The sequence below is a fragment of the Halopolyspora algeriensis genome (assembly GCF_003337235.1).
GTDB classification, from domain to species: Bacteria; Actinomycetota; Actinomycetes; order Mycobacteriales; family Pseudonocardiaceae; genus Haloactinomyces; species Haloactinomyces algeriensis.
Genome location: NZ_QPJC01000014.1, coordinates 95,492 through 112,258, shown reverse-complemented (window position 1 = coordinate 112,258; position 16,767 = coordinate 95,492). Strand labels below are relative to the sequence as shown.

Sequence of the window (16,767 nt, the reverse complement as noted above, 5' to 3'; positions counted from 1 at the left end):
CCATGACCGACCAGGAACCGCGGCGGCTCGTCGTCGGGCGAGTCGTCAAGCCGCACGGCGTGCAGGGGGAACTCGTTGTCGAAGTCCGCACGGACAGCCCCGAGCAACGATTCCGACCCGGTGCCGTGCTCGGTGTCCGGCGGCAGCGAGCCGCACGTTCCCGGCTCCCAGAGGAGCTCGTGCTCTCAGCCGCCCGGCCGCATGCCGGGCGGCTGCTGGTGCGTGCGGAGGAAGTCGACAGCCGCGCGGCGGCTGAGGAGCTCCGTGGTGTTCTCCTGACCGTGTCGGCTGATGACTTCGAGTCCGGCGACGATCCCGATGAATTCCACGACCGTGAGCTGGAGGGCCTGCGAGCTGTCCTGGTCACGGGGGAAGAAGTAGGTGTGGTCCAGGAGGTCGTACACACCCCGGCCGGAGAGTTGCTGCAGGTGAGCAGCCCGGACGGCCGCGAGTCCCTGGTCCCGTTCGTGTCCGACATCGTGCCCGAGGTCGATGTGGAGCAGGGGCGAGTACTCCTCGACCCACCGGAAGGTTTGCTCGGCGAGGTGTGACCTCGTCCGGGTGCTCGATCGCTCCGGTGCCGGGTGGACCCGCCGGCACGATGTCGGAAGGATACCGATGAGAATCGACGTCATCACGATCTTTCCCGAGTATCTGACTCCGCTCCGTGAGGCACTGCTGGGCAAGGCGATCGAGCGGGAGAGGATCTCCGTCGGTGTCCACGATCTTCGGGACTGGACGCACGACGTCCATCGCTCGGTGGACGACAGCCCCTACGGCGGCGGTCCCGGCATGGTGATGAAGCCCCAGGTGTGGGGGGAGGCACTGGATGAGGTGTGTGCCACATCCGGTCGGCCGCCCCGGTTGGTGGTGCCCACCCCGGCCGGAAAACCGTTCACCCAGCACACCGCGGTTCGCTGGTCTCGAGAACCGTGGCTGGTCGTTGCCTGTGGCCGCTACGAGGGGATCGATCAGCGGGTGATCGCCGACGCCGCCCGGCGGATGCCGGTGGAGGAGGTCTCCATCGGTGACTACGTCCTGGTCGGTGGCGAGGTCGCCACCCTGGCCATGATCGAGGCGGTGGCACGGCTGTTGCCCGGTGTGCTCGGGAATCCGGCATCGGCCGAGCAGGACTCCTTCTCCGACGGGCTGCTCGAGGGGCCGTGCTACACGCGTCCCGAAACATGGCGGGACTTGTCGGTGCCGGAGGTGCTGCGTTCGGGAGATCACGCGGCCATCGCTCGGTGGCGCCGTGACCAGGCTCTGGAGCGGACGTATGAGCGGCGTCGTGATCTGCTCGATGCGATGCCCGGGGAATCCTTGGGTTCCCGGGATCGTGCGCACCTGGACGGGCTGCGCACGCAGGAAGGCGATGACGAGGAGCAGGACGGCTCCCGCGGAGGATGAACCGGACCGTCCGCACGTCCTTTGGTGACCGCCTGATAGGATTTGATCCGAAGGAAAGCGCCGATACTGGTGACGAACCGGCTGGGCGGTGCCTTGCCTTTCTGCTTCGGCAGAAGCCTCCCTTCGAACGCGAGGGCGACGGGAGGCTTGCGGGCTACCTGGCCGGAACCATGATGTCCGGTACGGCTGCCACAGGAAGACCGGCTCGGTATGCGCGGAGAAACGTGTGCTGGGCGGGTCGATGCCGCACCACGAGGTCGCGGCTCACCGGGACGGAAATCACTGTTCCGAGTGAATGGCTCAAACGACACGGATGAGGACGGACCACCGATGAACACTCTGGACGCTCTGGACGCCCAGTCGCTGCGTTCCGACATCCCCAGCTTCCGGCCTGGCGACACGCTGAAGGTCCACGTCCGCGTCATCGAGGGTTCGCGTGAGCGCATCCAGGTTTTCCAGGGCGCGGTCATTCGCCGGCAGGGCGATGGCATCCGGGAGACCTTCACCGTGCGCAAGGTGTCCTTCGGTGTCGGTGTGGAGCGTACCTTCCCCGTGCACAGCCCGAACATCGCCAAGATCGAGGTCGCTGCTCGCGGTGATGTGCGCCGGGCGAAGCTGTACTACCTGCGTAACCTGCGCGGCAAGGCGGCCAAGATCAAGGAGAAGCGGGAGCCGGCCAAGGCATCCTGAAGCGGCGCCGCCCCGTAGTCGTCCGGCGAGTACGGGACCGACGGCAGCATGATCGTGAAGCGACCCGGGTACGGCCCGGGTCGCTTTGTCTTGCTCGATGCTGCCTTGCTCGGTGCTGTATCGCACCTTCGAGTGATGTATGCGGTACGGACGAGTGCCGGGTGTGCCGCTCTCCCGGTTCCCGACATGCTGCGTCGGTGGCCCTGTGAACGGATCCGTCACCGAAAGTGCACGTCACCGTCTTGCCGATGTTTTCCGGGAGGGCGGCTTCCCGTCGTGGATGGTGCGTGTGCTCGTCCGGGGGACCCGGTGAGCGGGCTCGAATGTCCAGTAGCCTGGCGGGGTGGCCGACGTCATGCGCTCCCCGGGATCAGGGGAAGAACCACCGGAAGAAGAGCGTCGAGCGGGGTATCCGCGGGGCGAGGGAGGTGCGGAGTACGGCTCCGGCACGGAGAATGCTTCCGGGGCTTCTTCCGCGTTGTCGGGGCCGCGCCGTGGCAAGAAAAAGAGCAAGAAGGGTTCTTTCTGGCGGGAGCTGCCGATTCTGATCGGAACCGCTCTTGTGCTGACGATCCTGATCCAGGCTTTCGTGGCTCGTGTGTACGTCATCCCGTCGCAGTCGATGGAGCAAACGTTGCACGGGTGTTCCGGATGCAATAACGACCGGATCCTCGTGGACAAGATCAGTTACCGGTTCGGCGAGCCGGAGCCGGGTGATGTGGTGGTGTTCCGTGGTCCGGACACCTGGATGCAAAACGAGTTCGAGACACCGGAGGCCACGAATCCGGTCGCACGGTTCTTCGGGAATGTGGGCTCGTTGCTCGGTTTTCCCGCGCCGAACGAAAAGGATTTCGTCAAGCGGGTCATCGCCACCGAGGGACAGACCGTGGCGTGCTGTACCCCGCGCAACCAGGTCACGGTGAACGGTGAGCCGCTGGACGAGCCCTACGTCTACTGGGAACCCGGCCGGGGAAGGAAACAGCAGGAATTCGGGCCGGTGACGGTGCCTGCGAATCATCTGTGGGTCATGGGGGACAACCGCAACGACTCCGCCGACTCCCGGGTTCAGGGCGGTGGTGGTGTCCGAGGGGCTGTTCCGGTGCAGAACGTGATCGGCAAGGCCCAGTTCATCGTGCTGCCGCCCACCCGTTGGCAGAGCATTCCGGAGCCCAATCCGCAGACCATGGCCCTGGGCGTTTCCTCCGACCGGCATAGCGGGTTGCCCGCGGGAACCGGACTCGCCGTCACCCTGCCCGTGCTGTGGGCAGGATGGCGCCGGAACACCCTTGCTCCCCGCCGTGGGGCACGGGAGTATTACTGGCCGTGAGGGCGAGGCTCACCGAACTACGACCGGCGAGGTCCGTGGTCCGGCGCAGTTCGGGTAATTGGGCGCTGCAGGCTGCGCTGGACCGTCGCGGATTGGGGCCTGTCGCCGGAGTGGACGAGGCCGGGCGCGGCGCTTGTGCGGGGCCTCTCGTGGTCGCTGCCTGCGTCCTCAAGCCTGGGGACGGCCGCCGGTTCGGCGGGCTCACGGACTCGAAGCTGCTCCCCGTGACCGAGCGCGAACGGTTGTTCGAGCTGATCGTGGCACGGTCGGTGAGCTGGTCGGCCATCGTGATCGCTGCCGAGGAGATCGACGCGCTGGGGATTCACGTGGCGAATCTCGAAGGGATGCGGCGAGCCGTTGCGGCATTGAGCACGCATCCCGGCTATGTACTCACCGACGGTTTCCGGGTTCCGGGCTTGCCCGCGCCGAGTGTGGCCGTACCGAAGGGGGATCGGGTCGCTGCGTGCGTCGCAGCGGCATCGGTGGTCGCGAAGGTAACGCGAGACCGGCTCATGAGCGATCTGCACACGACGTTACCGATGTATCGCTTCGACGAGCACAAGGGATATACCACTGCGGAGCACAAGCGGAGGCTGCGGTACCACGGTCCGAGCGTGCACCACCGGTGGTGCTACTCCAACGTCGTGGCCGCGGCCAACCTGCACGGGATGCGGCCTCCACGCAGCGTGAGCAGCAAGCCGGGATTGTTCGATGCTTCCGGAACCGGCGTGGTGGACAATGGGGTGAAACCGGTACAGGGTCGGACGACGAGGGGGGACGGACGATGAGGAGCCGTAGGTTGAGCACCGACGGAGAAAGGCTCGCACACCGATGAGCGCCGAGGATCTCGAAAAGTACGAGACCGAGATGGAGTTGCAGCTCTACAAGGAGTATCGCGACATCGTCGGCCAGTTCACCTATGTGGTGGAAACCGAGCGGCGTTTCTACCTCGCCAACGGGGTGGACGTGCAGGTGCGTAACTCCGATGCCGAGGTGTACTTCGAGGTGGCCATGTCGGATGCGTGGGTCTGGGACATGTACCGGCCGGCTCGGTTCGTCAAGAACGTGCGTGTCGTCACGTTCAAGGATGTCAACGTCGAGGAGCTGGACAAGCCGGAGCTGCGCCTTCCCGAAAACGGCCCGTTCGGCGGGTGACCGCCCGGCGAGCACGGGATGGTGCAGGCGCCCTGCGGGCCTCGCCGAACGAACGGCGGTCGGCCACTCGTTCACGGGCGCAGGCCTCTTTCGATCGCTTTCATGACGGCGTACTGAGTTCCATGGCGTACTGAGTCACGGGAGAGCGTGCTTGCTCGGATAGCCGAGTTATTCACAGCGGTAGGAGTTGTCCACAGGTTCGAACATACGGTCTGGTCGGTGCTGCCGATTGCGGGCAGATTGGATTTGTCCGAGCAGTCCGCAGTGGGAGAGCCATGAATGACAAGCCCGTTCTCGGCGCGCTGTCCGATGACGACACCAAGGGGCGGAGGCATGCTCTCGGCAAAGCCGGTGAACGGCTCGCTGCCGAGTATCTGGAACAGCACGGTTTTGTTGTGCTCTCACGTAATTGGCACTGTCCTGAAGGAGAGCTCGACATTGTCGCGACCGACGCGCGCAAAGTCGTGATATGCGAGGTCAAGACCCGCTCCGGAGTGGATTACGGCTCCCCGATCGAAGCGGTGACTCCCGAGAAAGTGGAGCGGCTCAGGGCGTTGGCCCGCGCATGGTTGCGCAAGCACGAGGTTCGATCGTGCCAGGTTCGGTTCGATGTGATCTCGGTGCTGTGGCCACCCGGCGGTCCGGTGCACATCGAGCATCACGAGGAGGTGTGCTAGATGGCACTGAGGCATACGTGGGCCGTTGCCTTGTTCGGGGTGGATGGCGCGCTGGTCGAAATCGAAGCCGATGTGCGCCAGGGTGGAATCCCCAGTGTTCAGCTGCTGGGGTTACCCGACGCAGCATTGCAGGAGTCGAAGAACCGGGTGCGTTCGGCGATTCGGAACTGCCAGGAGGAATGGCCCCAGAGATGCGTGACCCTGGCACTGTCTCCCGCGGCATTGCCCAAGGTCGGCACTTCCTACGACGTGGCACTGGCCACGGCTGTACTGGCGGGTGCCGAGCAGATTCCGTCGAACCGGTTGCACGGAACCGTTTTCTTCGGTGAGCTCGCCCTCGACGGACGCATCCGGTCGGTGCGCGGCCTCCTGCCGGGGTTGCTCGCCGCCCGCAGAGAAGGCATGTCCCGTGCCGTCGTCCCCATGGAGGGCCTGGCCGAAGCGCAGTTGGTCGACGGAATCGAGGTGCTGGGAGCCGACCATCTCCGTGAGGTGATCGCCTGGGCGCGCGGGCAGAGCGAGCTCGAACAGGAGCCGGTGTCCGAATCCGTTTCCGAGTCGGAATCGGGTCCGGACCTTGCCGACGTGCTCGGACAGCCGGAGGCCCGATGGGCATTGGAGGTGGGGGCGGCAGGGGGACACCACCTGCTGATGGTCGGCCCGCCCGGCACCGGTAAAACAATGCTCGCCCGGCGGCTGTGCGGGTTGCTGCCGGAGCCGAGTACCCAGGCGGCGCTGGAGATCACGACGATTCACTCGGTGGCAGGGCAGCTTCCCGCGGGATCCCCGTTGATCACGGCACCCCCGTTCGTCGCCCCGCACCACTCCATCTCGATCTCCGGCTTGGTGGGTGGTGGGGCCGGCCTGGCGAAGCCGGGCGCGGTCAGCCAGGCCCACCGGGGCATCCTCCTGCTGGACGAAGCGTGCGAGTTCGGGGCCAAACGCCTGGAAGCGCTGCGTACGGCCCTGGAGGATGGTGAGATCCGACTGTCCCGCCGCGATGGCACCTTGCGGTACCCCTCGCAGTTCCAGTTGGTACTTGCCACGAATCCGTGCCCGTGTGCACCGGCAAGGGATGTCGATTGCCAGTGTTCGCCGCAGACACGCCGCCGTTACCTCGGCAAGCTGTCCGGGCCCTTGCTCGACCGAGTGGATCTGCGCGTGCGGATGCGTCCGGTCACGGCCATGAGCCTGCATACGGGCGGTGAACCGGAAACGTCCGAGGTGGTACGCAAGCGTGTCGCCGAGGCTCGAGCGGCGGCGGCCGAGCGCTGGTCGGAACATGGGTGGCAGTCCAACGCCGAGGTGCCCGGTCCGGTGCTGCGACGGGAGTTCGCGTTGCCGAAGAAGGTGACGGCGTTGCTGGACCGAGGATTGGAGACCGGAGCCGTGACTGCCCGCGGCGCGGATCGATGTCTGCGAGTCGCGTGGACGTTGAGCGATCTCGACGGAAGCCTGCGTCCCGAAGCCGATCATGTTGCTGCGGCGCTGGAATTCCGGGATCGGAGGTCGTCATGAGTATCGACGACGGTTCCCTCCGGGAGGAGCTTCTGGTGGCGCGTGCCTACCTGTCGGCCGTGGCCGAACCCCCTGCTCCTGCACTGGTGCGCTTCATCGGTCGGCACGGGGTGCAACGAGCTGCCGAACTGGTCCGGGCGGGAGACGTTCCCGATGCGGTCACCGAGGAAGTGGAAGCGCGCCGTGAGCATGTCTGTGGGGAAAGGATACTGGGCCGGGCACGGGAGAACGGCATACGTCTGCTCGTCCCCGAACAGCGAGAATGGCCGCACGAACGATTTTCCTGCCTTTCCGATGCCACCGAGATCGGTATCGCCGGGATGGCCGAACCGATCGCCCTGTGGGTCCGGGGTCCCGCCTCACTGAGGGCGGTGACGGAAAAATCCGTGGCGACCGTGGGAGCACGGGCGGCCTCCGGCTACGGGGAAACGCTTGCGGCGGAATTCGGCTACGGTCTCTGCGGCGCGGGATTCACCGTGGTGTCGGGCGCTGCGTACGGAATCGATGGTGCGGCACACCGGGGCGCGCTGGCTGCCGGCGATTCGACCGTGGCCTACCTGGCGTGCGGTGTGGACATGGATTATCCGGCAGGCCACAGTCGCCTGTTGCGCACGATTGCCGAACGGGGCCTCGTGGTCAGTGAATACGTGCCCGGTACGTCACCACGTCGTCATCGCTTTCTGGTGCGTAATCGCCTGATCGCGGCCTCGGGGCAGGGTGCTGTCGTGGTGGAGGCCGGTGCCCGCAGTGGTGCGGGCAACACGGCGAATACGGCCGACGCTCTGGGGCGGCCGGTTATGGCGGTGCCCGGGCCGGTGACTTCGGCGAGTTCGGTGGGGTGCCACATGATGATTCGTTCTGGCAAGGCGGTGCTGGTGACCGGGCCCGAAGAAGTGATCGAGGTGATCGGTCCCATGGGGACGAGTCCGGTGGACGACGGTGCCGGGCAGCCACGTCGGGGCGACGGGCTCGATCGTGACGCAAAGCAGCTTCATGATGCGCTGGCCGGTTCGGACGGAGCCAGTGCGGAACAACTCGCCCGCGATTCGGGGCTTCCACTCCGGAAGGTGCGGTCTCTTCTTCCCGCATTGGAGATGGCCGGACTCGCGGTGCTCGGCGAGAACGGATGGGTCAGGCGTGCCTGAAGCGATCCGTCACTGCGACGATCCCGACGCGTGGCGTTACTTGACCGCGGTACGTGGAGCGGTCAGCGTCATGAGATATGGCCACAACTCGTTCGAGCGAGTCGCAGCGACCGGACATGCGTGCGGCTCGCCGGAACCTCCCCGAGCCACTTGGTGTCGCTGTTGCTCAGTTCGAACACCACCTGCGGTGGGAGCGGGACCTGTCCGGGCACACCATTCGTGCTTATGTCGGTGATGTGGTGTGGCTGCTGGACCATCTCCAGCGCAGCACCGGCGACGATGGCGCAACGGTGCAGGAGTTGGATATCACAGTCCTGCGTGAATGGCTGGCGACGCAGCACAGTGGTGGGGCAGGCAGAACCACGCTGGCGCGGCGAACTGCCTCGATACGGACCTTTACGGCATGGGCGATGCGGGCCGGGCTGTTGGTCGAGGACCCGGGGCCGCGACTGTCCGCACCGCGCAAGCAGCGCACCCTGCCGCCGATCCTGCGGAAGGAGCAGGCCGGCTCCGCAATGGAGGCATCCGAGGTGGGAGCGCAGCAGGGCGATCCCGTGGCACTGCGGGATCATGCCGTGCTCGAACTGCTCTATGCCACGGGCATGCGCGTCTCCGAGTTGTGCCGGCTCGATCTCGATCACCTCGATCACGACCGTCGCGTTGTCCATGTTCGAGGGAAGGGAGATCGCGAGCGCGTCGTCCCCTTCGGAGTCCCGGCCGATCGGGCTCTCGAGCGATGGCTTTCGCAAGGACGGCCCGCGCTGGCCACGGCGACATCCACCACGGCGCTGTTTCTGGGGGCACGTGGCGGGCGTCTCGATCCGCGCACCGTCCGGCGTGCCGTCCATGACGCGGTGGGAGCTGTTGCCGGGGCTGCGGACATGGGCCCCCATGGCCTGCGCCATTCCGCCGCCACCCATCTGCTCGAGGGCGGAGCGGACCTCCGTAGCGTTCAGGAGTTGCTCGGTCACGCTACGCTCTCATCGACACAGCTATACACGCACGTGACCGTCGAACGGCTGAAGGCGATTCATGACCGAACCCACCCCCGCTCCTGATGACGATGCTGGGGGCGGTACCAGCTCGATGACCACAAGTTCCGGTACGCGATGCCACGGCGAGACAAGAGACTCGGAGCAGGAAGCCGGTGGAACCAATGGCCACCACGTCAATGGACGAACCGAGCGGCCCGAGGCGGTGACCTCATCGGTGCGGGCGCTCGGGGCGGATTTTCCACCGGACGATCGTGGAACCGATCAGCGCAGTGCCGCTGAGGTGGAAGCGGGCATCGTCGCGCTGTGGCAAGCTTTCGGGCAACGGCGTGACCAGGAATTGCGGGACCGGTTGGTGCTGCACTATGCGCCCTTGGTGAAGTATGTGGCCGGGCGGATCGGGACGGGGTTGCCTTCCCACGTCGAGGTTTCCGATCTGATCCAGTCGGGTGTGTTCGGGCTGGTCGATGCGATCGAGAAGTTCGAACCCGAGCGGGGACTGAAGTTCGAAACCTATGCCATGCAGCGAATTCGCGGGGCCATCCTCGACGACTTGCGAGCTCAGGACTGGGTGCCGCGTTCGGTGCGCAGCCGGGCTCGGGATGTGGAACGGGCATTGGAGCGGCTGGAGGCCAAGTTCCAGCGCACCGCGACCGACGCCGAGCTGGCGGAGGAGTTGGAGCTGTCCGTTGGTGAGTTGCACGAATTGTTCGCGCAGTTGCAGATGACGAGTGTTGTCGCCCTCGACGACCTCATCGGTGTTGGCCGGGGAACGGCATCGCTGGCCGAGACGCTGCCGGACGAGCGGGCCGAGGACCCGATCACGACCCTGGTGGATCGCGACAGCCGACGGCAGCTGGTGGAAGCCGTCGAACGACTCAGCGATCGGGATCGCATCGTGGTCACGCTCTACTACTTCGAGAACCTCACGTTGGCCGAGATCGGAAAAGTACTCGGGGTGACCGAGTCACGCGTGTGCCAATTGCACACGCGTGCGGTGCTGCGCTTGCGGAGCAAGCTCACCGAGCACAGCCAGTGACTATCGGGGCTTCGAGGGGACGTCGCGCCACGGCAGCAGACGTACAGCGCGGTGACCGAGCAGCCGCAGTGGGTCCAGGTAGTCGAGGTGCAGGCGTGCGCCCCAATGCAGGCATGCCGCGGAGGGCGGCGCGGCGCACTCCGGATGTCCCGTGTCGAGCGTGCCGATCCGTTGACCCCGGACCACCCGTTGCCCGGCCGCGACCTCGGGAGTGACCGGCTCATAGGTGGTGCGCAGGCCGCCGGGATGTTCGATGGAGATCACGTTGCGGTCGACGAGCCGTCCGGCATGCACGACCGTCCCCGCTGCGGCCGCCCGGACCGGCCGACCGGCGATACCTGCGAGGTCCACTCCGCGATGGCCGGGGCCGTATGCGGTTTCCGGTGCGTCGAAAGTTCGTACGACGCCGTGGGGATCGCGCGAGCCGGGCAGCGGCCACCCGAAACCGCTCGGTGCGCTCCTGATCGTGGTCACGGTCTGTTCCGGTGGCCTCGGCGAGGGCTCCGACAGTGGTCGCGCCGCGGGGGTGGCTACAGCGGTGCCGGTCAGGGCTGTGGCAAGCATCAGGGCGGGGAAGGTGGGACGCATGGGTCCACGCTGGTTGCCGCCGGGACTGTGTCACAGGCCGTCTCGAGGGACTCGTGAACAACATTCCCGATTGTGGACAACCTGCCACCGTGATGAGCACTCCCGCTCCCATCGAGTACACTGGTCACGCGGTTCGTGTCAGTACGGGCCGACTACGCGTGTACGCGCGTGCCCTGCGTTCTTCCCGAGCAACGTGGGTGGTCGCCGAACAGCCGGTCCCGGGCTTTTCCGGTCCGTGGGGCCGCTGTGCAGAGCCTTGGTCCGCCGTCAGCGGCGCTGCTCGGCAGGACCGGCCACCACTTCGGGGCGACGGACGCGGGGATGCGGCGCCCTCGCGGTCCCGGACTCGTCACGAGCACCGGGTGGGGGCTCCGGCGCGGCACCAGGGCGGTGGGTCACCCGGCTCTCCGCGGCAACCGATATCGCGCGTCGCCCGGCGGCGCGCCCGACACGCGAGGTGCGAATCAGGCTATGGCCGTCGTCACCATGAAGCAGCTGCTCGACAGTGGCGTGCACTTCGGGCACCAGACCCGGCGCTGGAACCCGAAGATGAAGCGCTACATCTTCACCGAGCGCAATGGCATCTACATCATCGACCTGCAGAAGACCCTGTCCTACATCGACGGGGCCTACGACTTCGTCAAGCAGACGGTCGCGCACGGCGGGACGGTCCTGTTCGTCGGCACCAAGAAGCAGGCGCAGGAAGCGATCGCCGAGCAGGCCCAGAGGGTCGGCATGCCCTACGTCAACCAGCGTTGGCTCGGTGGCATGCTCACCAACTTCCAGACCGTGCACCGGCGGCTGCAGCGTCTCAAGGAACTGGAGACGATGGAGCAGACCGGTGGTTTCGAGGGGCGCACCAAGAAAGAGATCTTGATGCTGACCCGCGAGAAGGAGAAGCTGGAGCGGACCCTGGGCGGTATCCGCGACATGTCCAAGGTGCCCAGCGCCATCTGGATCGTGGACACCAAGAAGGAGCACATCGCCGTCGGCGAGGCTCGCAAGCTGGGGATCCCGGTTGTGGCGATCCTGGACACCAACTGTGATCCGGACGAGGTCGACTACCCGATCCCGGGCAATGACGACGCGATCCGCTCGGCGGCCATGCTCACGCGCGTGCTGGCCGACGGTGTCGCCGAGGGCCTGATGGCACGCAGCAGCCGGGGCAATGGAGACGCCGCGAGCGAGGAGAAGCCCGAGACCGGTGCAGCCGGCGAGGAGCCGCTGGCCGAGTGGGAGAAGGAGCTGCTGGCCGGCTCGGACTCCGACGCCGCTTCCGGTGCTGCGCAGGGCAACGAGCAGCCCGCGCAGTCGTGAACGATGTTTCCGGTGCCCGCCCGCGGGCGGGCACCGGAAACACCTTTGCCCTTCCCACTGCGTACACATTGCGAAGAAGAACGGACAACGCACGATGGCGAACTACAGTGCGGCCGATGTGAAGCGCCTCCGCGACCTCACCGGCTCCGGAATGATGGATTGCAAGAAGGCGCTCGAAGAGACCGAGGGCGACTTCGACAAGGCTGTTGAGAATCTGCGCATCAAGGGCGCCAAGGATGTCGGCAAGCGGGCCGAGCGCTCCACTGCCGAGGGGTTGGTCGCCGGGGACAACGGTGTGCTGATCGAACTGAACAGCGAGACCGACTTCGTGGCCAAGAACGAGGAGTTCGTCCGGCTGGCCGACCGGATCGTCGAGGTCGCCAAGGGCACGAACTCCTCGGACGTGGAGACGGTCGAATCCGCTGCGCTGGACGGCACCACCGTCGGGCAGGCCGTCCAGGACCTCGCCGCCAAGATCGGTGAGAAGCTGGAACTGCGGCGCGTGAGTGTCTTCGACGGTCAGGTCGCCACGTACCTGCACCGCCGTGCCGCCGATCTGCCGCCCGCGGTGGGCGTGCAGGTGGAGTACACCGGCTCCGACTCCGAGGCCGCCCGCGGTGCCGCGATGCAGATCGCTGCCCTGAAGCCCCGCTACCTCGCTCGTGAGGACGTGCCCGAGGAGATCGTGGCCGACGAGCGCCGCATCGCCGAGGAGACCGCCCGCTCCGAGGGCAAGCCGGAGCAGGCCATGCCGAAGATCATCGAGGGTCGCCTGAACGGCTTCTACAAGGATGCCGTGCTGCTCGAGCAGCCGTCGGTGCAGGACAGCAAGAAGACCGTCAAGGATCTGCTCGACGAGGCCGGGATCACTGTCACTCGCTTTGCCCGGTTCGAGGTCGGTCAGGCCTGAGCATTCTCGCACGTTGCCGCGGGCCCGCACGCTTGTCGCGGGCGGGCCCGCGAGAGTGCCTGCCGGCAATGGTGTACGTAGTCAGGGTGCGCTGGCGAACCGCAGTCGGCATCGCACCGGTGAGAGTTGATGTCGGCGCCCCGTCTCCGCTTCCCACTCCAGTGGGAGGCAGTGGAGTCGGGGCGTTTCTCGGGAGGAACCAGTGACCGATGACGGCGCGTCCATGAGCGGTGACGAGTACAGCGGATACCGGCGAGTGCTGCTCAAGCTGGGCGGCGAGATGTTCGGCGGTGGCAGTGTCGGTGTGGACCCGGACGTGGTGGGGACGGTGGCCCGTCAGATCGCCGATGTCGTCGCCGACGGGGTCGAGGTGGCCGTGGTCATCGGCGGGGGCAACTTCTTCCGGGGTGCCGAGCTGCAACAGCGGGGAATGGAGCGTGCCCGCGGCGATTACATGAGCATGCTCGGCACGGTGATGAACTGCCTGGCGCTGCAGGACTTCCTGGAACGCGAGCACGGTATCGACACGCGGGTGATGAGCGCGATCACGATGGGTCAGGTCGCCGAGCCCTACATTCCGCGCCGTGCGATGCGGCATCTGGAAAAGAGCCGGGTCGTGATCTTCGGCGCCGGGACCGGGATGCCTTACTTCTCCACGGACACCGCCGCTGCTCAGCGTGCCTTGGAGATCGGGGCCGAGGTGGTCCTCATGGCCAAGGGGGTGGACGGGGTCTACACCGCCGATCCGAAGACGACCCCGTCGGCGGAGCGCTTCGAATGCATCACCCACCGCGAGGTGCTGGAACGTGGCCTGAAGGTCGCCGATGCCACCGCATTCAGTCTGTGCATGGACAATCACATGCGCATCCTGGTGTTCAACCTTCTGGAAGAGGGCAACATCGCGCGAGCTGCCGGTGGCGCGAGGATCGGCACCTTGGTGAGCACCCCGGCCGCACGGCCGGTGTGAGCGTACTGGGATCCTGACCATACCGGGTCGGTCCGTACGCGTGATGGTCCGCGACCGCAACGCCGGCACTTGTCGGAATCCACTGACCGGCACACCTAAGGAGCAGCCGTGATCGACGAAGCCCTTCTCGAAGCCGAGGAGAAGATGCAGAAGGCGGTGCAGGTCGCCAAGGACGACCTTGCCACCGTCCGTACCGGCCGTGCGAACCCTGCGATGTTCTCCGGCATCGTCGTCGAGTACTACGGTTCGCCGACACCGCTGAATCAGCTCGCCAGTATCAATGTGCCCGAGGCACGGCTGGTGGTCATCAAGCCGTACGACGCGAGCCAGCTGGGCGCGATGGAGAAGGCCATCCGCGATTCGGACCTGGGCGTGAACCCGTCCAATGACGGCAACCTGATTCGGGTTCAGATTCCGCAGATGACCGAGGAGCGGCGCAAGGAGATGGCCAAGCTCGCCAGGCAGAAGGGCGAGGAAGCCCGCATCACCGTGCGCAGCCTGCGGCGCAAGGCCAAGGAAGAAATCGACCGTGTCGTCAAGGCAGGCGAGGACAGCGAGGACGAGGGGACGCGCGGTGAGAAGGAGCTGGAGAACCTCACTCACCGCTATGTGACCCAGGTCGACGAACTGGTCAAGCACAAGGAAGCCGAACTGCTCGAGGTATAGCAGAGTGGTCACGGCTGGTCAGTGTGAAAATGGGTCCGCAATGTCAACTGACGTGTCGGACGGACCGCCGCATCCCTCCAGAGCCGGCCGTGATCTGCGCGCTGCGCTGGCCGTAGGGCTGGGTCTCGGTGCGGCCATCGTCGCCTCCCTGCTGACGCTGCCGGAACTGTTCATCGGCATCGTCGCGGTGGCAGCAGCCGTCTCGACCGTCGAGTTGGCCGGGGCGTTCCGGCGTGGGGCGGGAATCCGTGTCGCGTTGCCACCGGTGTTTCTCGGTGGGCAGACGATGATCTGGCTCTCCTGGCCGTTCGGGTTGCAGGGAGCCGTGATCGCGTTCGCGATCACGACGCTGGGCTGTCTGGTCTGGCGATTGCGGCTGAGTGCCGACGGATATCTCCGTGACGTGGCCGCCTCGGTGTTCACCAGCGCCTACGTCTCCTTGTTCGCGTGCTTCGCCGCGCTGCTGGTGGTGCCCGAAGACGGTGGTTTCCGGGGGCTGTGCTTCATGTTGGGTGTGGTGGCCTCCGACACCGGTGGCTATGCATCCGGGGTGTTCCTGGGACGGCATCCGATGGCGCCGCGCGTCAGCCCGAACAAGTCCTGGGAGGGCTTCGGGGGTTCGCTGCTGACCGGTGTACTCATCGGCGCGCTGTCGGTCAGCCTGCTGCTCGGTGGCGCTTGGTGGGAGGGCATGCTCTTCGGTGCCGCCCTGGTGGGCAGCTCCACCATCGGGGACCTGATGGAGTCGCTGATCAAGCGCGATCTGGACATCAAGGACATGGGCAATCTGCTTCCCGGCCACGGTGGTCTGATGGATCGGATGGATTCGTTGCTGCCTTCGGCCATGGTGGCGTGGATGGTGCTGTCCTGGCTGGTGCCTGCCTGACGAGGGACCTCGGTTCGATGATTCGGCGGTCGGTGACCGGTCGCGTACGGGAGGCCGGTGACATGGAGCGGGTGCGGCCCAGCCCGAACATCTGGCACTGGCCGGAAATCTACGAGATCGAGAATCGGGCACAGGATTCCACCGGAGCTCTGTGGCGTGCGCTCCGCGAGCACTGTGATTGGGCCGGGCTCGATGTTGTCGATGTCGGTTGCGGTGACGGTTTCCATCTACCGCTGTTCGCGGTCACCGCCCGCACGGTCGTCGGCGTGGAGCCGCATCCGCCGTTGGCTCGACGTGCTCGCAGACGCATCGAGAGTCTGCCCCGGTACGAGAAGGCCGCTGCCGAGGTGCGAGTCGCTCCGGCTCAGCGGCTGCCGCTGGCCGACGCCAGTGTGGACCTGGTGCATGCTCGCACCGCCTACTTCTTCGGTCCGGGCTGTGAACCCGGACTGGCCGAGGCCGAGCGTGTACTGCGTCCCGGTGGAACGCTGGCGATCATCGACCTCGATGCGACGTGTCCGCCGTATGGCGGATGGATGCGAGCGGACATGCCGCATTACGACCCCGATACTGTCGAGACCTTCTTCGAGCGGCACGGGTTTCACAGCACGAGTGTGGACACCCTGTGGCGGTTTCACGATCGCGCGAGCTTGGAAGCGGTATTGGGCATCGAGTTCTCCGCCGAGGTCGCGCGCCGGGCGGTGGCCGAATCCCCGGGTCTGACCCTCCCCGTCGGCTACCGGCTGCGGGTCCGCACCAGACCGACCGGGCTGCTCCTGTGAATCCCGGTGATACGAGTTTCCGCCGGTTGGAAAAGGCAAGCGTCCGAACACGGCGTTTTCGCAACGCCATCCGGCGTTACTCTTCGATGCCATTTCGCGCATAGCCACACCCCCGAATGACGTCTTGCCCCGGGATGTGCGGCATGATCAACTGAAGCGGTCACGCAGTGTGTGCCGGGTGAGGGCATACCAGAAGCTGGATGGGCGTATCCCGGTTGCCGTGACGAACGGGTTCCCGATCTCGGAGGCAGGAGCGTTGATGGCCATGCGCGCGGGAAGGTCGGTTACCGCGGGCCTGAGCCAGGTCGCGCAGATGCCGCCGGGTGAGCGTGCCCGCCTCGTGCGCGAGTTGCGCCAGCAGTATCCGGCTTTTCGTGCGCTGCTCATGCAGGTGACGATTGCCAGGGGAGTGGCGTTCGCTTCCGGGCTGGCTCTGGCCGTGTCGGTCGTTCTCCTGGTTCAGGGGGCGTCGGTGTGGTGGGTCTCGGCACTCGTGTTCGGCGGGTTGGGCGGTTTCTGCTACGTCGCGGTCGCGTTGACCGACAATCGGTTCGATCTGCTGATCGCGGTATTGGGCGCGCACCGGATCGACGAGCTGCACGGCAGGCTGGTGACCGAGAGCCTCTACGGGGACGAGCGTGAGAGCACGGTGACTCACCGGAGCGATTAACGGGTCCTTTTCAGAATGGTTTTTGCACGAG

19 protein-coding genes are annotated in these 16,767 nt (G+C 66.1%); 18 read left to right on the top strand and 1 reads right to left on the bottom strand.

What is annotated here, in order from left to right; all coding sequences use genetic code 11:
- The first annotated feature begins 2 nt into the window (after positions 1 to 2).
- From rimM to whiG, 11 genes are all read left to right on the top strand, one after another.
- Positions 3 to 551: a ribosome maturation factor RimM gene (gene rimM / locus DFQ14_RS18720; protein ID WP_114454614.1), complete on the top strand. Its 549-nt coding sequence runs from the start codon at positions 3 to 5 to the stop codon at positions 549 to 551.
- Positions 552 to 618: 67 nt separating this feature from the next.
- A complete protein-coding gene (trmD, locus tag DFQ14_RS18715; protein WP_114454613.1) occupies positions 619 to 1,407 on the top strand; it encodes a tRNA (guanosine(37)-N1)-methyltransferase TrmD in 789 nt (262 codons plus the stop codon).
- Positions 1,408 to 1,737: 330 nt separating this feature from the next.
- Positions 1,738 to 2,097: a 50S ribosomal protein L19 gene (rplS, locus tag DFQ14_RS18710; protein WP_114454612.1), complete on the top strand. Its 360-nt coding sequence runs from the start codon at positions 1,738 to 1,740 to the stop codon at positions 2,095 to 2,097.
- Between the two features lie 343 nt (positions 2,098 to 2,440).
- Complete coding sequence (gene lepB / locus DFQ14_RS18705) at positions 2,441 to 3,424, top strand: signal peptidase I (RefSeq protein ID WP_114454611.1); 984 nt, start codon at positions 2,441 to 2,443, stop codon at positions 3,422 to 3,424.
- 35 nt (positions 3,425 to 3,459) lie between these two features.
- Positions 3,460 to 4,212, top strand: coding sequence for a ribonuclease HII (locus DFQ14_RS18700; protein ID WP_246195568.1), 753 nt, complete (start codon positions 3,460 to 3,462; stop codon positions 4,210 to 4,212).
- A gap of 43 nt (positions 4,213 to 4,255) precedes the next feature.
- A complete protein-coding gene (locus DFQ14_RS18695) occupies positions 4,256 to 4,579 on the top strand; it encodes a DUF2469 domain-containing protein (protein ID WP_114454609.1) in 324 nt (107 codons plus the stop codon).
- Positions 4,580 to 4,854: 275 nt separating this feature from the next.
- Positions 4,855 to 5,256, top strand: a complete 402-nt coding sequence (locus DFQ14_RS18690) for a YraN family protein (RefSeq protein ID WP_114454608.1) — start codon at positions 4,855 to 4,857, stop codon at positions 5,254 to 5,256.
- Positions 5,257 to 6,774: a YifB family Mg chelatase-like AAA ATPase gene (locus tag DFQ14_RS18685; RefSeq protein WP_114454607.1), complete on the top strand. Its 1,518-nt coding sequence runs from the start codon at positions 5,257 to 5,259 to the stop codon at positions 6,772 to 6,774. It abuts the gene before it with no gap.
- Positions 6,771 to 7,919, top strand: a complete 1,149-nt coding sequence (gene dprA, locus DFQ14_RS18680) for a DNA-processing protein DprA (protein WP_114454606.1) — start codon at positions 6,771 to 6,773, stop codon at positions 7,917 to 7,919. Before DFQ14_RS18685 ends, dprA begins: the two co-directional genes overlap by 4 nt.
- Before the next feature lie 77 nt (positions 7,920 to 7,996).
- Entirely contained in the window at positions 7,997 to 8,977 is a 981-nt protein-coding gene (locus tag DFQ14_RS18675; RefSeq protein ID WP_114454605.1) for a tyrosine recombinase XerC, read from the top strand.
- 28 nt (positions 8,978 to 9,005) lie between these two features.
- The gene (whiG, locus tag DFQ14_RS18670; protein ID WP_420810198.1) at positions 9,006 to 9,950 is read left to right on the top strand and encodes an RNA polymerase sigma factor WhiG; all 945 of its coding nucleotides are present in this window, start codon (positions 9,006 to 9,008) and stop codon (positions 9,948 to 9,950) included.
- Here whiG and DFQ14_RS18665 read toward each other — a convergent pair whose 3' ends face one another.
- Positions 9,951 to 10,424 (bottom strand): M23 family metallopeptidase, encoded by a 474-nt coding sequence (locus DFQ14_RS18665; RefSeq protein ID WP_338072632.1) that lies wholly within the window; start codon positions 10,422 to 10,424, stop codon positions 9,951 to 9,953.
- A gap of 585 nt (positions 10,425 to 11,009) precedes the next feature.
- Between DFQ14_RS18665 and rpsB the strand changes: the two genes are divergently transcribed.
- The 7 genes from rpsB to DFQ14_RS18630 all read left to right on the top strand — a co-directional run bounded on the left by rpsB (position 11,010) and on the right by DFQ14_RS18630 (position 16,736).
- Positions 11,010 to 11,855 carry a 30S ribosomal protein S2 gene (gene rpsB, locus DFQ14_RS18660; RefSeq protein ID WP_114454602.1) on the top strand — a complete coding sequence of 282 codons (846 nt, stop codon included), beginning with the start codon at positions 11,010 to 11,012 and terminating at the stop codon, positions 11,853 to 11,855.
- 94 nt (positions 11,856 to 11,949) lie between these two features.
- Positions 11,950 to 12,765: a translation elongation factor Ts gene (tsf, locus tag DFQ14_RS18655; RefSeq protein WP_114454601.1), complete on the top strand. Its 816-nt coding sequence runs from the start codon at positions 11,950 to 11,952 to the stop codon at positions 12,763 to 12,765.
- A gap of 223 nt (positions 12,766 to 12,988) precedes the next feature.
- Entirely contained in the window at positions 12,989 to 13,732 is a 744-nt protein-coding gene (gene pyrH / locus DFQ14_RS18650; RefSeq protein ID WP_114454646.1) for a UMP kinase, read from the top strand.
- A 108-nt stretch (positions 13,733 to 13,840) separates the two neighbouring features.
- The gene (gene frr, locus DFQ14_RS18645) at positions 13,841 to 14,398 is read left to right on the top strand and encodes a ribosome recycling factor (protein WP_114454600.1); all 558 of its coding nucleotides are present in this window, start codon (positions 13,841 to 13,843) and stop codon (positions 14,396 to 14,398) included.
- A 40-nt stretch (positions 14,399 to 14,438) separates the two neighbouring features.
- Entirely contained in the window at positions 14,439 to 15,284 is an 846-nt protein-coding gene (locus DFQ14_RS18640; protein ID WP_114454599.1) for a phosphatidate cytidylyltransferase, read from the top strand.
- A gap of 17 nt (positions 15,285 to 15,301) precedes the next feature.
- A complete protein-coding gene (locus DFQ14_RS18635) occupies positions 15,302 to 16,066 on the top strand; it encodes a class I SAM-dependent methyltransferase (protein WP_179951617.1) in 765 nt (254 codons plus the stop codon).
- Between the two features lie 220 nt (positions 16,067 to 16,286).
- Positions 16,287 to 16,736 carry a hypothetical protein gene (locus DFQ14_RS18630; protein WP_246195498.1) on the top strand — a complete coding sequence of 150 codons (450 nt, stop codon included), beginning with the start codon at positions 16,287 to 16,289 and terminating at the stop codon, positions 16,734 to 16,736.
- Positions 16,737 to 16,767 lie beyond the last annotated feature (31 nt).

Bases quoted from the DNA above. Each gene is read 5' to 3' on its own strand.
- rimM (WP_114454614.1), top strand. From the start codon at position 3: ATGACCGACCAGGAACCGCGGCGGCTCGTCGTCGGGCGAGTCGTCAAG.
- trmD (WP_114454613.1), top strand. From the start codon at position 619: ATGAGAATCGACGTCATCACGATCTTTCCCGAGTATCTGACTCCGCTC.
- rplS (WP_114454612.1), top strand. From the start codon at position 1,738: ATGAACACTCTGGACGCTCTGGACGCCCAGTCGCTGCGTTCCGACATC.
- DFQ14_RS18695 (WP_114454609.1), top strand. From the start codon at position 4,256: ATGAGCGCCGAGGATCTCGAAAAGTACGAGACCGAGATGGAGTTGCAG.
- DFQ14_RS18690 (WP_114454608.1), top strand. From the start codon at position 4,855: ATGAATGACAAGCCCGTTCTCGGCGCGCTGTCCGATGACGACACCAAG.
- DFQ14_RS18685 (WP_114454607.1), top strand. From the start codon at position 5,257: ATGGCACTGAGGCATACGTGGGCCGTTGCCTTGTTCGGGGTGGATGGC.
- dprA (WP_114454606.1), top strand. From the start codon at position 6,771: ATGAGTATCGACGACGGTTCCCTCCGGGAGGAGCTTCTGGTGGCGCGT.
- DFQ14_RS18675 (WP_114454605.1), top strand. From the start codon at position 7,997: ATGGCCACAACTCGTTCGAGCGAGTCGCAGCGACCGGACATGCGTGCG.
- whiG (WP_420810198.1), top strand. From the start codon at position 9,006: ATGACCACAAGTTCCGGTACGCGATGCCACGGCGAGACAAGAGACTCG.
- rpsB (WP_114454602.1), top strand. From the start codon at position 11,010: ATGGCCGTCGTCACCATGAAGCAGCTGCTCGACAGTGGCGTGCACTTC.
- tsf (WP_114454601.1), top strand. From the start codon at position 11,950: ATGGCGAACTACAGTGCGGCCGATGTGAAGCGCCTCCGCGACCTCACC.
- pyrH (WP_114454646.1), top strand. From the start codon at position 12,989: ATGAGCGGTGACGAGTACAGCGGATACCGGCGAGTGCTGCTCAAGCTG.
- DFQ14_RS18640 (WP_114454599.1), top strand. From the start codon at position 14,439: ATGTCAACTGACGTGTCGGACGGACCGCCGCATCCCTCCAGAGCCGGC.
- DFQ14_RS18635 (WP_179951617.1), top strand. From the start codon at position 15,302: ATGATTCGGCGGTCGGTGACCGGTCGCGTACGGGAGGCCGGTGACATG.